Source organism: Brevibacterium sp. NPDC056726 (genome assembly GCF_042790515.1).
Lineage (GTDB): Bacteria > Actinomycetota > Actinomycetes > Actinomycetales > Brevibacteriaceae > Brevibacterium > Brevibacterium sanguinis.
Genome location: NZ_JBHTYZ010000002.1, coordinates 141487 through 155802, shown reverse-complemented (window position 1 = coordinate 155802; position 14316 = coordinate 141487). Strand labels below are relative to the sequence as shown.

12 protein-coding genes are annotated in these 14316 nt (G+C 67.7%); 6 read left to right on the top strand and 6 right to left on the bottom strand.

Going from position 1 to position 14316, the window contains the following annotated elements; translation table 11 throughout:
- Positions 1 to 37: 37 nt before the first annotated feature.
- Genes ACFQ91_RS04185 through ACFQ91_RS04175 form a run of 3 tightly spaced genes read left to right on the top strand, consistent with a single transcriptional unit; the run spans position 38 to position 2290 of the window.
- Complete coding sequence (locus ACFQ91_RS04185) at positions 38 to 940, top strand: macrolide 2'-phosphotransferase (RefSeq protein ID WP_198498340.1); 903 nt, start codon at positions 38 to 40, stop codon at positions 938 to 940.
- On the top strand, positions 937 to 1470 hold the full coding sequence (locus ACFQ91_RS04180; protein WP_198498339.1) for a GNAT family N-acetyltransferase: 534 nt from the start codon (positions 937 to 939) through the stop codon (positions 1468 to 1470). Before ACFQ91_RS04185 ends, ACFQ91_RS04180 begins: the two co-directional genes overlap by 4 nt.
- A gap of 31 nt (positions 1471 to 1501) precedes the next feature.
- Positions 1502 to 2290, top strand: coding sequence for a fructosamine kinase family protein (locus ACFQ91_RS04175; protein ID WP_198498338.1), 789 nt, complete (start codon positions 1502 to 1504; stop codon positions 2288 to 2290).
- Between the two features lie 113 nt (positions 2291 to 2403).
- Here ACFQ91_RS04175 and ACFQ91_RS04170 read toward each other — a convergent pair whose 3' ends face one another.
- Entirely contained in the window at positions 2404 to 3321 is a 918-nt protein-coding gene (locus ACFQ91_RS04170) for a DUF4352 domain-containing protein (protein WP_198498337.1), read from the bottom strand.
- Positions 3322 to 4007: 686 nt separating this feature from the next.
- Here ACFQ91_RS04170 and ACFQ91_RS04165 point away from each other — a divergent pair.
- Both ACFQ91_RS04165 and ACFQ91_RS04160 read left to right on the top strand, forming a co-directional pair.
- Positions 4008 to 5381, top strand: a complete 1374-nt coding sequence (locus tag ACFQ91_RS04165; protein ID WP_198498336.1) for a sensor histidine kinase — start codon at positions 4008 to 4010, stop codon at positions 5379 to 5381.
- Positions 5382 to 5450: 69 nt separating this feature from the next.
- Positions 5451 to 6155 (top strand): response regulator transcription factor, encoded by a 705-nt coding sequence (locus tag ACFQ91_RS04160; RefSeq protein ID WP_198498335.1) that lies wholly within the window; start codon positions 5451 to 5453, stop codon positions 6153 to 6155.
- Between the two features lie 47 nt (positions 6156 to 6202).
- Here the strand turns inward: ACFQ91_RS04160 and ACFQ91_RS04155 are convergent, their stop codons facing one another.
- On the bottom strand, positions 6203 to 7555 hold the full coding sequence (locus tag ACFQ91_RS04155) for an MFS transporter (protein ID WP_376870497.1): 1353 nt from the start codon (positions 7553 to 7555) through the stop codon (positions 6203 to 6205).
- 91 nt (positions 7556 to 7646) lie between these two features.
- Positions 7647 to 10700, bottom strand: coding sequence for a cytochrome P450 (locus tag ACFQ91_RS04150; RefSeq protein WP_198498333.1), 3054 nt, complete (start codon positions 10698 to 10700; stop codon positions 7647 to 7649).
- A 113-nt stretch (positions 10701 to 10813) separates the two neighbouring features.
- On the opposite strand from ACFQ91_RS04150, the gene ACFQ91_RS04145 reads away from it, so the two are divergent.
- Positions 10814 to 11746 (top strand): LysR family transcriptional regulator, encoded by a 933-nt coding sequence (locus tag ACFQ91_RS04145; RefSeq protein WP_198498332.1) that lies wholly within the window; start codon positions 10814 to 10816, stop codon positions 11744 to 11746.
- Positions 11747 to 11819: 73 nt separating this feature from the next.
- Here ACFQ91_RS04145 and ACFQ91_RS04140 read toward each other — a convergent pair whose 3' ends face one another.
- The 3 genes from ACFQ91_RS04140 to ACFQ91_RS04130 are packed head-to-tail and all read right to left on the bottom strand — an operon-like array spanning position 11820 to position 14312.
- The gene (locus ACFQ91_RS04140; RefSeq protein WP_232623542.1) at positions 11820 to 13286 is read right to left on the bottom strand and encodes an MFS transporter; all 1467 of its coding nucleotides are present in this window, start codon (positions 13284 to 13286) and stop codon (positions 11820 to 11822) included.
- Positions 13287 to 13291: 5 nt separating this feature from the next.
- Positions 13292 to 13924, bottom strand: a complete 633-nt coding sequence (locus tag ACFQ91_RS04135) for a hypothetical protein (RefSeq protein ID WP_344251326.1) — start codon at positions 13922 to 13924, stop codon at positions 13292 to 13294.
- Positions 13881 to 14312, bottom strand: coding sequence for an MBL fold metallo-hydrolase (locus tag ACFQ91_RS04130; protein ID WP_232623898.1), 432 nt, complete (start codon positions 14310 to 14312; stop codon positions 13881 to 13883). The genes ACFQ91_RS04135 and ACFQ91_RS04130 overlap by 44 nt, the downstream gene beginning before the upstream one ends.
- Positions 14313 to 14316 lie beyond the last annotated feature (4 nt).

Here is a 14316-nt window from a genome sequence, read left to right as displayed (position 1 = left end):
GCTGTACTTCGCTTCCCTGCTGGGCAACAGTGGAGGGATGGACCAGTCACCCCGCAGTCCCCTCGCCATCAGCGAACTGGCCGCCGAGCACGGCCTCACGCTCGTTCCCGAGTCGGTCTCCATCGATGAGATCGGCCTGGACTTCCGAGTCGCCTTCGCCGAGGCGGCCGACGGCTCAGCGTGGGTGCTGCGCATTCCGCGGCGTCCGGATGTCACCGAGCGCGCCGACGTCGAGGGACGGTTCCTCGGCAGCGTCGCCCCGCACCTGAGCGTCGACGTCCCGGACTGGCAGATCCACACCGACCGACTCATCGCCTATCCCCTGCTGCCGGGCAGTCCGGGGCTCACCCTCGATGAGGATGCGCAGCCTCGGTGGCATTTCGATGTCGAAGCCACCGATTATGCGCACTCGCTCGGAGATGTCCTCGCTGAACTCCACGCCGTCGATCCGGCGGTGGTGCGCGATTCGGGAATTCCCATCCTCTCCCCCGCCGAGGTGAGGCAGCAGAAGCGCGAGGACATCGCTGCCGTGGTCAGGGAGTTCGAGGTCGCAGAGGATCTGCGGGAGCGCTGGGCGGCGTGGCTCGACGACGATCGATACTGGCCGACGTGGTCGACGGTGACGCACGGGGAGATCTACCCCGCGCATCAGCTCATGGAGGGAACCCGCATCGTCGGCCTGCTCGACTGGACGACGGCGGCGGTCGGCGATCCCGCGCGGGACTTCATGTTCCACCAGATGAGCGTGTCCCCCGAGGCGTTCGACCTGACTGTCGAGCGCTATGTCGAACGCGGCGGGAGGGTGTGGCCCAAGCTCGCCGAGCACTGTGCGGAGATGTTCTCGACCGCGGCGGTCGACCTGGGTCTCTACGCCCTCGACACCGGCGACGTCGGCCATCTCGAGGCCGCGCGCGAACAGCTCAATCCCGTCGCAGGGTGAGGATCGGCCCCGACCTCGTCACTGCACGGCTGCGTTTGCGTCCTCTCGTCACTGCCGACGCCGAGGCGGTGCGGCGACTGTGGATCGAGCGCGATCCGCGGGTGCCCGCGGCACGCCGCATCGACGAAGACGGTCGACCGACCGTCGAGGATCTGGCGCAGTCCCTGGCCGAACAGCGCGCCGAGGCCGACGCTGCCGGATTCGGTCTGATGGCTGTCGAGAGCAGAGACTCCGTCGAGTTCCTCGGGTACTGCGGGCTCATCGTCGGCGGCGCGAGCGCGGCGGAACCGGAGATCGCCTTCGAGCTCTGTTCCCAGGCGCATGGTGTCGGCTATGCCACCGAGGCGGCGCGCGCGGTCACGACCGCGGCGCAGAGCGCCGGGCTGCCGCGGCTGTGGGCGTCGGTCCGCGAATGGAACGCACCTTCGTTCCGGGTGCTCGAGAAGGTCGGATTCTCCGACAGCGGTCTGCGCGACCCCGACCCCGTCCACGGCGATACCGTGTGGATGCGGAAGCACCTTCAGCCCTGATTCGACGGGTCGTCCCCGATAGCCTGGTGGCATGGGTGATTTCGTCAAGCAGCGGGCCGGTGCCCCACGGGGATTCTTCGCGGCCGAAGCGGCCGGACTCGAGTGGCTAGCCGCACGGGGAGTCGTGCCCGTCGTCGGCGTGCGCGGGGTCGACGAGGATTCGCTGCGCCTTACCCGGCTTGAGACGATCAGCCCGAATGCCGGTGATGCGGCCGAATTCGGTCGCAGGCTCGCGCGACTGCACGACTCGGGCGCTGCGGCATTCGGTTGGGCACCGGCCGACAAGGCATGGTTCGGTCCGCTCGATTCGCCCTTCGAGGTGCCCGTGACCGCCGACTCGTCCTTCTCCGACTTCTGGGTGCGCACGCGCCTGGCACCCACGGCCTCGGCCATCGCCGGTGAGCTGACGATCGAGGAGAACTCAGCGATCACCTCGGCGATCGAGGCAATCGAGTCCGGAGCCTTCGACGGAATCGCCGGCACCGGAACCGAGCCGCCATCACGCGTGCACGGCGACCTGTGGGCAGGCAATCTCATGTGGACTCCCGACGGCGGCACACTCATCGATCCCGCCGCGCACGGCGGCCACCGCCTCGAGGACCTCGCCCTCCTCGCGCTCTTCGGCACGCCGTTCCTCGAGGAGATCTTCTCCGGCTACGAGGCCGAGCACCCGCTGCCCCGCGGATGGCGGGCCGACCTGCCGGCGCATTCGTTCTTCGCCCTGCTCGCTCACGTCCGCCTGTTCGGCCGGGGATTCCTCGGACAGACGCTGGCGGCCGCGCGGGCCGTCGTCGATCGCAGAGACGAACTCGACGGCTGAGCCTCAGCGGCCTGAGCCTCCTGCACACCGACCCGAGCAGACGGCACCGGTCCGGCCCGACGAACGGACCGGACCAGTGCCGCGATTGCAGCGCGGTCACCTCGGCGAGGTCATCACTTCAGGGAGATCTCCACGGGATCGGAGAAGATCCCGCCTTCGAATGTGAGCCGGTCGGGGCTGACGTCCTTGGGCACATCGAAGACGAGGACGCCTTCGGCGGTGTTGCCGGGGTTGATCTCCTCGAGGAAGAGGATCGAGTCCTCATCGGCGTAGAGCCCGGCCTCCGAATCGGAGGAGTACGCGTTGCCCTTGTCGTCGCCGAGCTTGATGTTGTCCTCGTAGAAGAACGCCGGCTCCGACGTCGTGTTCTTCACGGCCACCGACACCTTGACGAACTGCCCCTGAGCCTGCGTGTTGAGGAATTCGGACCCGACCGTCGAGATGCCGTCCTCGACCTTGTCGACGGTGATCTCCCAGCCGTCGGCGGCCACAGCGTCACCCATGCCGTATTCGGCCGGCGCGGCCTTGTCCTCGGCGGGCTGTTCCTCGGCTTTGTTCTCCTTGGCAGGCTGCTCCTCAGCGTTGTTCTCCTCGGCAGAGCCGGCCTCGCCGCCTTCCTGCGAACTCGTCGACCCGGTGTCCTCGGTGGTGTCGCCGCCTCCGCCGTTGATGGCGTTGATGAGCATGATGACGACGACGATGACGATGAGCCAGAACCACCAGCGCTTGAGCAGCGGCTTCTTCTGCTTCGCGGGCTTCTGGCCGTTCGGCGACCCGGGCTGCCCGAACGCCGGGGCGTAGGCGGGCTGGCCGTATTGCGCCGGCTGCTGGGAGCCGGCGCCCGCGGGAGCGTATCCGCCCTGGCCGTTCGGGTACGGCGAGGCATACTGCGGTTGCATGGGCTGCCCGGCCTGCGGGTGACCCTGGTGGGATGGCGGGCCGGGCTGCTGGGGATGCGGCTGCTGGGGTCCGGGCTGCTGGGATCCGGGCTGCTGGGGTCCAGGCTGCTGAGGGTTCTGCGGGTTCGACATGGTGCTCCTTGATCGGCTGAGGCGGCCGTGACCGGTGTCGTTCGACACCGGATGTTCGGCGGGCGCTTCGCCGCTCGAGGCGAGCGGCGAAGCGAGTGCTTGTGACCCACCCAGCTTCGAGCAGCGCCGCACCGGGCGCGTCCGCCCATCGGCTCGATCGGGTTAGCCGATCGGTGGAGGCCGCTCGACCCGATCGGTGGACTACGCGTGTCAGACCGTGCCGATACGATTCTTCTGTGTCAGGTCATCCACTCCCGCCGCAGCGCGGGCCTCAACCGCCTCGGCGCGACGGGCAGCCGACTGCCGGCGGGTCGCAGCCGCCGGAGCACGGTGCTCTCTCACCCGAACGCGGCGCCCTCCCGCCCCGGCGCGGACGGTCGCAGCACCCCGATCCGCTGTCGGCCGGCGACGGGTCGGCACGGACGCCGCATCCCGAGGCGCCGAGGCGTCCCGGCCTCAGCGTCCCGCCGCGGCCCGGTCAGCAGCCGAGCATGCCGCCGACCTCTCTCAACGGTCCCGGCCTGCACGCCGCTCAGCCGCTCCCGGCCGCACAACCGCTCCCGGCCCGGCCTCAGCAGGCGGCCCCAGCTCAGCAGTTGCCCCGCGCCCAGCCGCACGACCGGGCCGCGCAGCCGACAAACGAACACGAGATCGGACCGGCATTCGCTCCGGGACAACGGACACGGATGCCCCGCTGGCTGTCGGTGACCCTGAGCATCCTTGTCGGCGTCGTACTCTTCGCCATCGGCTACCTGCAGTCGGTGATGGCTCTCGTCGCGAACACGTGGGCGTTCGAGGCCGGCGTCGTCAGCGTCATCGGCGTGCTCGTCGTCCTCTTCCTGCTCCCCCTGTGGGGCGCGGTGTTCGTGCGCCGGAGGTGGCCGTGGGTGCCTTTCGCGGTCGGGCTCGGACTGGCGTTGGCCTGGGGCGACTGCCTGCTCATGCTCATCGGCATGTTCCACCTCATCATCCGCGGCACCCGCCGCGCGGCAGCGACCGCAGCGATCGTCGGATCCGGCGTCGCGGTCCTCGCGATCGTGCGCATGTGCCTGATGCCGACCGCGCTCAACCCGTTCAGCTTCCTCTTCATCACCTCCGGCTCCACCCCCGGCAACGTCACGACGCCGGCCCCGCCACGCGATCTGGGGCTGGCTGTCGACGGGGTGACGATCGCGGTCGGCCTGCTCGCTCTCGGCATCAGCCTCGGAGTCGGCTTCCTCCTGCGCCGCACCCGGCGGATGAAGTCCGTCGAGGCATTCGCCTCGCACGAGGCGCAGCGCAATGAGGCACTGAGCGCAGAGCTCGCCCGGCAGTCCGAGCGTGAGCTGCTCGCCCGCGAGCTCCACGACACGCTCTCCCACCGGCTCTCGGTCATCTCCCTGCACAGTGGTGCCCTCGAGGTCGGCGGGAAGGGCGATTCGGATGTCGCGTCGACCGCCTCGGCGCTGCGTCAGGAGGCGCACGCCTCACTCGAGGACCTGCGGCATCTGGTCGGCGGGGTGCGGGAGGGAACGCTCACGGGCACCGGTCCGAAGAAGGAGCAGTCCACTCCCCCGAGCCTGGCGTCCATGCAGTCGATTCCGCAGCTCGTCGCCTCGGTGCAGGCGACCGGAACGGTCATTCGGCCCTCGATCATCATCCAGGACATCGAGGCCGCGTCGACGGTCTTCGACCGGGCGGTCTACCGGATCGTCCAGGAGTCCCTGACGAACGCGATCAAGCACGCCCCGGGCGCTCCGGTCACCGTCGACGTCGGTGTGTCGGCCGACCGCGGCGCCCGGATCGTCATCGCCAATCCCGCCCCGCAGGCCGGTCGACCGGGTGAGCGCCGTGATCCCCGCGCCGAGGAGGTTCCGCCCCGACCGTCGACCCGGCCGTTCACCCACGGCGATGTCCCGTCAGCGATGGGCCGGCACGGCCTGTCCTCAACGGGCTCGGGGGCCGGGCTCGAAGGGATTCGGGAGCGGGCGGCGATGCTCGACGGCACCGCGGACATCGGCGTCCGGGACGGCCAGTTCGTCGTCGACGTCTCGCTGCCGCCGTTCCCCCGTCGGGGGTGAGTCCGGGGCGGCGGGAGACGGTGCGGCACCGGACTCGCGGTGTCCGGGGCCTCGGGTAGTGTTGCGCTCATGACCGAGACCGCCGCACCCATCCGCGTCATCGTCGTCGACGACGATCAGATGGTCGTCACCGGGATCAGGGGGATCCTCGACGCGGCCCCGGACATCGACGTCGTCGGATCGGCCCACAGCGGAGAAGAGGCGCTGGAGAAGGTCGCACTCCACTTCCCCGATCTCGTCCTCATGGACATCCGCATGCCCGGCATCGGCGGCATCGAGGCCATGGAGCGCCTGACCAACGGGGTGCGCCCGCCGAAGGTCGTGGCGCTGACGAGCTTCGACACCGACGACTACCTCTTCCGCGCCCTCGATGCCGGCGCCGTCGGGTACATCCTCAAGGACATCGGTCCCACCGCCCTCGCCGAGGCGATCCGCCGTGTCCATGACGGAGAGTCCTTCCTCTCCCCGCAGGCGACGAAGATGATGATCAGGAAGGTCACGGCCAATCCCGACCAGCGCAGCCAGCGCCTGGCCGAAGAGCAGCTCGCCACCCTCACCGAACGCGAGCTTCAGATCGCCGTGCTCGTCGCCGACGGACTGTCGAACCAGGAGATCGCCGAGGCGACGTTCATGAGTCCGGCCACGGTGAAGACCCACCTCAACCGGATCAACTTCAAGCTCGACACGAACAATCGCGTGCGCATCGCCGTGCTCGTCGAGCGGGCTCGAGTGACACGGCCCGTGCCGCCCCACCTCGGCGACCATCCGCACTGACCGACCACCGAGGCGACCGCCCATCCCGGACGGCCGCCTCGGCGGTGTCAGCGGCGACGCCACACTCCGGTCGCCTGCTCCTCTTCGTTGCCCACGGACAGGTCGATGCCGCGACGGTCGCGGACGACGGAGACGGCGAGCAGCGAGATCGCCGCCATGATGACGAGGTAGAGCGAGACCGAAGCCGTCGTTCCCGTCGCCTGCAGCAGCGCCTGCGCGATCGTCGGGGCGAAGGCCCCGCCGAGGACGGCGCCGAGCGCATAGGAGATCGCCACGCCGCTGAAGCGGATCGAGGCGGGGAAGAGCTCGACGTAGAGCGCGGCCTGCGGACCGTAGGAGAGGCCGAGCCCGATGGAGAACACGCCGAGGGCGAGGTAGAGCAGACCGAGGTTGCCGGTGTCGATGAGCCAGAACAGCGGGAACGCCGTGACGATGAGGATGATGAACCCCATGACGTACGTCTTCACGCGCCCGATCCGATCGGCCAGCACGCCGGAGACCGCGGTGGAGATGAGCCAGACGAACGACCCGAAGGTGATCGCCAGCAGCACCTGGGTCGGTTCGAAGCCGACGGGATCGGTCGCGTACTTCGTGACGAATCCGCCGGTGGTCATGTAGCCGCTGGCATTGTTGCCGGCGAAGATCAGGGCGGCGACGATGACGAGCAGCCAGTGCTTGCGGAACAGGTCGATGATCGGAGCCCTGCGCTTGGCCGCTTCGACCTGGATCTCCTTGAACACGGGCGTGTCCTCGACCGAGCGGCGCACCCAGTAGCCGACGCCGATGAGCACGACGGACAGGAGGAACGGAATCCTCCAGCCCCATTCCATGAACGCGTCACCCGGTGAGATGACTCCGGTCATGAGCGCGATGACGCCCGAGGACAGCAGCATGCCCAGCGGCACACCCAGCTGCGGGTAGCATCCGGCCCGCCCCCGCTTGTCGGCGTCGGCGTGCTCGACGGCGAGCAGCGCCGCCCCACCCCATTCGCCGCCGGCGGACAGGCCCTGGATGATGCGCAGGAGGATGAGGAGGATCGGTGCGGTGACGCCGATCGTCTCGTATGTGGGGATGAGACCGATGAGCGCGGTCGCCACACCCATCGTCACAAGCGTGACGACGAGGATGAAGCGGCGCCCCAGTTTGTCGCCGAAGTGCCCGGAGAGGAACGCCCCGAGCGGGCGGAAGAGGAACGAGATGCCGATCGTCGCGAAGGCGAGCATCTGTCCGATCGCCTCCCCGGCGGGGGCGAAGTAGAGCTGGGCGAAGACGAGGGCGGCCGCCGTCGAGTACGTGAAGTAGTCGTACCACTCGATCGTCGTGCCGATGACCGCGGCGAACGCGACCTTCCGCTGGTTTCGCTTCTGGGCAGGGGTGGTGAGTGCGGGTGTCGCAGTCATGTGAACGTCCTTGTTCAGGTGATGGTCGGGAAACGCCCGCCCCACATTCGGGGCGGGCTGACAGCCGGGGTGGGCTGGGCTGTGCGGCAGATCAGGCCGGGGAGAGTTCTGTCGTGAGGTTCGTCAGCACTCCTTCCGCCCATTCGCAGGCCGCCTCGGCCGCCGGCACGGTTCCCCCGGCATCGTGGCGTCCGTACTCGCCGACCCGGACCCCGCCCTTGGCCTCGAGGGCCTCGGTGAGGCGCTCGCTGCCCCGCGAATAGGTCTTCGTGTAGCTGGCATCGCCCATCCCGAAGACCGCGAAGCGCACTCCGGCACAGTCGACGTCGTCATCGTGGAGGCGGGCGAAGAAGTCCGCCGCCGAGCTCGGGACGTCACCGTCGCCGTACGTCGAGCACACGATGAGGTGGAACCGCGTGGGGTCGAGTTCAGTCGGATCGACCGCGGCGAGGTCGGAGATGACGAGATCGTCGCGCTGGCCGAGGAACGATCCGAGCTCCTCGGCGACGAGTTCGGCGTTGCCCGACTCCGTTCCGAAGAGGATCGTCAGCGGCACGTCGGGGGCCAGATCGCTGCTCGTGCTCGCCGAGGCGGCCGTCAGCTGCCCGTCGAGGCTGGCGTCCCGGGCCACCTCGAGCAGCTCGTCACGCGCGGTGATCTTCGACCGGCACCGTCCGAGGCCGGCACCGAGGCGCTCGCGCAGGTCGATGCGACGCCACCCGTCGAAGTCGGTCGCCCCTTCCCGGGGGTCGAGGCCGGTGGCGCCGACCGTGATCGTCCCGGCGTCGACCTCGGCGGAGATGAGCGCGGCGAGAGCCTTCGCCTCGGTGCGCTGGTCGGGGATCGTCCCCCGACCGTTGCCCTTGAGCCAGCCGATCGCGAAGAGCCGGTCATCGATCCTGCCGTCTCCGGGGATCGGCGAGACCGGGCAGATGCCGAGCTGCCCGATCGTAGGGATGTCGCGGACGAATCCGATCGCCGAGATCACCGAGTCGACGTCGAGGTGGACGGCGGAACCGGCGACGTCGAGGTCGATGCCGGCGACGCTGGTGTCTCCGGTGATCGCCTGCGGAATCGCTCCGAACCACCAGTGGACCTCGATCGCCGCGGCGCCGCCGTCGGCGGCGACGAGATCGCGGAGGGCGTCGAGCTTCGCGTCCTTGCCCGGTGCCGTGGAATCGAGATCGACGCCGTGGAGGACATGGCGGAGGCCGCGGGTCCGGGCGAGTTCGCGGATCATCACGGGGTCGAACTTCGCCGCCGTCGCGCCCGAGCGGCCGACGACGTCTATGCGGGAGACGTCCTCGCGCATTCGGGAGTGGATGCGGTCGTCGATGTCGCTGCCTTCGAGTGCTGTGGACTCGCAGGTGAGCAGGCGGATGATGTCGACGGCGACGTTGCCCTGGCCGACGACGGCGATCCGCGCCCCGAGCCGTGGGAGGACCGCGTCAGCGAAGTCCTCGTCGGGATGACCGTTGAGCAGGCGCGTGATCCGGCCGGCTCCGTAGACGCCGTCGAGCTCGGCACCGGGGACCTCGAGCGCCCGATCGTGGGAGAGTCCGCTGGCGAGCACGACGGAGTCGTAGTTCGCCTTGAGCTCGTCGAGGCTGACGTCCCGACCGAGTTCGGTGTTGCCGATGAACCGGGCCCGCGGGTCGGCGAAGAGCTTGTCGAACTGCGTCTCGACGGACTTCGTGCCCTGGTGGTCGGCAGCGACTCCGTAGCGGAGGAGGCCGTAGGGCACGGGGAGCCGGTCGTAGACGTCGACCGCGGAGCCGGGCACCCGGCGGATGATCTCCTTCGCGCTGAAGCAGCCGGAGGGCCCCGAGCCGACGATCGCGATCCGCGGGCCCGGGCCCTTGTCCTTCTCCGTCGCCGAGGCGGTGGCGCCGGTGTGGGCGGCACCGTAGTCGGGGGCGTCGCTGGCCGAGGTCCACGTGATCGGCAGGGAGAGCATTCCGCGGAACACCCAGCCGCCGATGCGGGTCTCCCGGCTCTCGTCGATGTCGAGCCCTTTCAGGCTGTTGAAGAGCAGGGGAAGGGCCACCTCGGCGATCTCCGACCGGGCCGCCCAGTTGCCCAGGCACACGTGCACGCCCTTGCTGAAGGCGAGGTGCGGCTTGACCTCCCGGTGGATGTTGAAGGTGTGGGCGTCGGTCCAGATGCTCTCGTCCCGGTTCGCCGACAGCACGCAGATGCCCAGCTGGGCACCGGCGGGCAGCGGGGTGCCGGCGAGGACGGTGTCGTGGGTGACCTGGCGCGAGTACATGCCGATGGGGGCGATCCAGCGAATGGTCTCCTCGAACACCGTCGGCCACAGGGAGGGATCGGCCATCGCCGCGGCCCGCTGTTCGGGGTGGGTGAACATCGCGTAGGCGGCGACCCCGAGGGCGTCGCGCGGTTCGTTGAGCCCACCGCCGATGGTCATCTTGATGTTCGCGCGGATCTTCTCGATCGGCATCGTCTCCCCCGGCATCGAGAGCAGACCCGACAGCAGGGAGTCGTCCCGATGGGTGAGGTGGTATTCGAGCATCTCGTCGAGCGCGTCGTCGACCTCGTTGAACGAGCGCTCCGACTTCGCCCACACCTCAGGGTCGTCGGCGTAGTTGCCGACCCCGTCGATGAGGGTCTGCGACCAGCGCTGCATGTCGGCCTGGTCGACGTTGTAGAGGCCGATCATCCGGCGCAGGGTCTCTGCGGCGTAGGGTGCGGCGAAGTCCCAGATGAGGTCCGCTCCCGTGCCCTTGTTTTTGAGGTCGGCGAGGAGGCCTTCGGCGACCTCGCGGTACATCTGCGTCCACACCCGCTTGACGTAGCCGGGCTTGAGGACGGTCTGCCAGGCACGGCGCTCGGGGTAGTGCTCGGGATCGTCGCGGCGGAGCATCGAGTGGCCCATCGCGCGGATCTGCAGCGAGCCCTTCTCGTTCGCGGAGTAGGTCTCCTGGTCGTGCTCGGTCTCACTGACCGCCTCGTAGCTCGTGATGAGGTAGCGGTTGACCGAGGGCACCCAGTGGACTCCGCCTTCGGCCCGCAGACGATCGTAGATGGGGAACGGATCGGCGTAGAGCTCCGGGATCGTCACCCAATCGGCAACCGGTGCGGTCTCGATTCCGGTCGGAGAACCGGTGTGGATCTGAGAAGTCATCGTCGTCTTCCCCCTCGACTGTGAGATGTGATGGCGTTCACTGACCAGTATGTGGAGAATGGAAGCAAAGGAAAAGCGGAATTATCCGCACATCATATTCAGGAAAAACGGAAATGCATTCTGATCAGCCCCCACGGTTCAGCCTCCGCCAGCTCTCCTACCTCCTCACTGCGGCGAGACTGGGCACGATCTCCGCCGCCGCGGCCGAGCTCCACGTGTCCTCCTCGGCGATCTCCGATGCGATCACGGCGCTCGAACATCAGCTCGACGCCCATCTGTGCATCCGGAAGAAGGCTCACGGCCTCGTCCTCACGGCCGCCGGCCGCCAGGTCGCCGCCCGCGCTCAGACGCTGCTCGCCGAGGCGAACGAACTCGAACGCGAGCTCACCCCCGTCGACGGCGAGCTCGTCGGTCCCATCACGATCGGGTGCTATCCGACGCTGGCTCCGATGATCCTGCCCGTCCTCCTCGCCGACTTCGGCCAGCAGCATCCCCGGGTGAGTCTCGAGATCGTCGAGACGCCGCAGGACCGGCTGGCGGGAAAGCTCGAGTCGGGAGAGATCGACGTCGCCTTCGTCTACGAGACCCTGGTGCCCGGCACCCCGAACCGGGCCCGGCTCTTCGCCCAACCGGCCCATGTCATCCTCTCCCCCGACGATCCCTTCGCCGAGGCGGAGACGGTGCGTCTCGAGGACCTCGTCGACCGGGACATGATCCTCCTGGACTCCCCTCCCTCGAGCCAGCACACGCTGACGATGTTCCATGACCGCGGGCTCGATCCCCATGTCCGCTACCGGACGACGAGCTACGAGGTCGTGCGCACACTCGTCGCCCGCGGACTCGGCTACGGCGTCCTCGTCCAGCGGCAGAAGAACCCGGCCAGCTACGAGGGCTATCCGCTGGTGGTCAAAGAGATCGAACCGGCCGTCGAGCCCGTCGCCGTCGAGGTCATCTGGCCCTCCGGCGTCGAGGTGTCGGCACGGGTTCAGGCCCTCATCGACTTCGCGCTCGACGTCGACTGGGATCGACGGCAGAACGGAGACTGACCCCTGCCTCAGGTGCAGGGAAACAACACCTGAGGCAGGGGTCTGTCGGGGTTGGGACTGTGGAAGCCACCGTTCAGGTGACCGGACGCCTGGTCACGGCGTGCCGGTTCGGCGCGGACGTTCCGGAAGGCTCCAACGAGGCGGTGAGGCGGTCAACCGTCGCGGTGCTCGGCTGGTGACCGCCGTCGAGGTCCGCATTCCGCGGATGTTCTCCGTCGTCGGATTGCTCGCCGTCGTCCACCGGGCGACTTGCGACGACAGCAATGATGCCGATGATCGCACAGAGCGCCCACACTCCGGCGATGAGGAACGGACCGGCCCCGGGGACGAGAATGAACGCCGATGCGACGACCGGCATCAATCCCGAGCCCAACGCTGCCGCCATCTGATATCCGAGAGAGGCACCCGAATAGCGAACCTGGGGAGGGAAGAGCTCTGAGACGAAAGCCGCGATGGGGCCGAACAGCATACCCTGCACGAGGCCATTGCCGACGACGATCGCCACGGCAAAGGGTCCGATCTCGCCCATGACGAGGAGGAGCGTGAGCGGCAGCGCCATGATCACGGCGATGCTGTGTGCGAATATCAGAGTCCGTTTGCGCCCGAGCTTGTCGCTCAACCGGGCAACGATGAGGGTGACGATGACCGTGATGATTGCACCCGTAGCCTTCCAATTGAGCACTTCAGAGTTGTTCTCTCCGGCGGCGACCGCAACAGAGACGCCCCATACCGTGGTCAGCCCCGATGTCACGTACATCGTCGCTGTTGCAGCCATTCCGATGAGCAGCTGCTTCTTATATCGTCCGAAGATGGTGACCAGCGGCACCCTCCGCTTCTCGCTCTCCTCTTCGAGTCGTTTGAAAGCGGGAGTCTCACTGACCTTGAGTCGGATGAAGAGTCCCAGCGCGATCAGTGCCGCGGAGAAGAGGAACGGAATGCGCCATCCCCAGTCCGTGAAGGCGTCTCCCGTCAGCGCCGCTGTCAGTGAGAGTGCCAGTGTGGCGAGCACGGCGCCGGCGGGTCCGCCCGCATTGGCGAATCCGGCTGCGAACCCTCGGCGATTCTTGGGAGCGTGTTCCAGCGCCATCAGTGCCGCTCCACCCCATTCACCGCCGACCGCCACACCCTGGATGATGCGAAGTACGAAGAGCGTGATCGGAGCGATCACGCCGATAGTCGCTGTCGGCGGGAGGAGGCCGATGATGACGGTCACCCCACCCATCATGACCATCGAGACGACCAGGGCGATCTTGCGTCCGACCTTGTCGCCGAAATGCCCGAAGATCACTCCGCCGAGCGGTCGAGCGAAGTATCCGGCAGCCAATGTGCTGAAGGAGGCCAGCAAGGACAGCCCAGGACCGAGGTCGGCGAAATAGAGCTGTGCGAAGACGATCGAGGACGCCGTCGCGTAGAGCATGAAATCGTAGAACTCGATCGCCGAACCGATGAAACTGGACGCGAGAATCCTCTTCATCTCAGGCGTGCGCAGAGATGTCTGCAGGCCTTCGGAATCGACAACGCCGTTGTTGTGATTGACCACGGTGTTCAGCTCCTGTGCGAAAGATCGGCGTGCGACTTGACCGGGATCACGTCAAGATCGTCGGGAACGAGGAACTGTCCGTTGAAGAGTTCCTGACCGTGCGCCCAACTGCCCTCATCGGCAGCGCCCGGCACGAGATGGTGGAGAGCCAAAGTCTTCGCTCCTGCCGCATTTCCGATCCTGACGGCTCCGTCGAACGAGGTGTGCGACTTGTAGTGGTGGTCGCGCGAGGCGCGGCCCTCCTCATCGGTGCGATGCTCATACATTCCGTCGACCCACGAGAAGTCAATCGCTTCGTGGAGGAGGATGTCGGTATCGTGCGCAAGACGAACGAGATTCGCAGCTTCGCGGGTGTCGCCGGAGACGGTGACCGATCCGAACTCGCTGTCGAACCGGAAGGCGAATGCCGGGGCGATCGGCGGATGCTCGACGAGGGTCGCCGTGACCGTGACGCAGTCGTCTTCGAAGACGACGAACGGCTCCATATCAGGGTGCGGATTCGTGTTCGGATGAAAGCCGATGGTCTCTGGGACAGTGATGTCGCGCGGGTCGAACAGCACTTCGGGCGACGTTCGCAGTGAGTCGAGCACCCGATCATTGATATCGGTCGCATACGCCGCGACAATGCTGTTGAACATCCCGACCACACCCGGCGTCGGATTCGCCGGGGCCACGGGCCGTGGAGTCACGATCGCTCGCGGCGAGACGGGGGGGAAGGGCTCCGCGCTGTCCCGGGCCGACAATGGGCACCGGATGGTCAGCACGATGCTGCAATTCGTGCATGCCGAACACGATGAGCGCTGGAAGATCGATCGTGTGATCGGAGTGGAGGTGGGTGATGAACACGCCTCCGAGGTCACTGAGCTCAAGGCCCGCCTGGCGGATCCGGCGTCCGACCCCATGGCCGGCATCGACGAGGTAGAACCGATCTCCGACGACGATCGCCGTGGCGATCCCAGAACGGTCGCGAAGGTTCCCTTTCCACCACCGCGGTCCCCCGGAAGTCCCCAGGGTGATGACTTTCATCTTC

Excerpts from the sequence above, each read along its gene's own strand:
- ACFQ91_RS04185 (WP_198498340.1), top strand. The coding sequence starts at position 38 with ATGGACCAGTCACCCCGCAGTCCCCTCGCCATCAGCGAACTGGCCGCC.
- ACFQ91_RS04175 (WP_198498338.1), top strand. The coding sequence starts at position 1,502 with ATGGGTGATTTCGTCAAGCAGCGGGCCGGTGCCCCACGGGGATTCTTC.
- ACFQ91_RS04170 (WP_198498337.1), bottom strand. The coding sequence starts at position 3,321 with ATGTCGAACCCGCAGAACCCTCAGCAGCCTGGACCCCAGCAGCCCGGA.
- ACFQ91_RS04165 (WP_198498336.1), top strand. The coding sequence starts at position 4,008 with ATGCCCCGCTGGCTGTCGGTGACCCTGAGCATCCTTGTCGGCGTCGTA.
- ACFQ91_RS04160 (WP_198498335.1), top strand. The coding sequence starts at position 5,451 with ATGACCGAGACCGCCGCACCCATCCGCGTCATCGTCGTCGACGACGAT.
- ACFQ91_RS04155 (WP_376870497.1), bottom strand. The coding sequence starts at position 7,555 with ATGACTGCGACACCCGCACTCACCACCCCTGCCCAGAAGCGAAACCAG.
- ACFQ91_RS04150 (WP_198498333.1), bottom strand. The coding sequence starts at position 10,700 with ATGACTTCTCAGATCCACACCGGTTCTCCGACCGGAATCGAGACCGCA.
- ACFQ91_RS04145 (WP_198498332.1), top strand. The coding sequence starts at position 10,814 with ATGCATTCTGATCAGCCCCCACGGTTCAGCCTCCGCCAGCTCTCCTAC.
- ACFQ91_RS04135 (WP_344251326.1), bottom strand. The coding sequence starts at position 13,924 with ATGTTCAACAGCATTGTCGCGGCGTATGCGACCGATATCAATGATCGG.
- ACFQ91_RS04130 (WP_232623898.1), bottom strand. The coding sequence starts at position 14,312 with ATGAAAGTCATCACCCTGGGGACTTCCGGGGGACCGCGGTGGTGGAAA.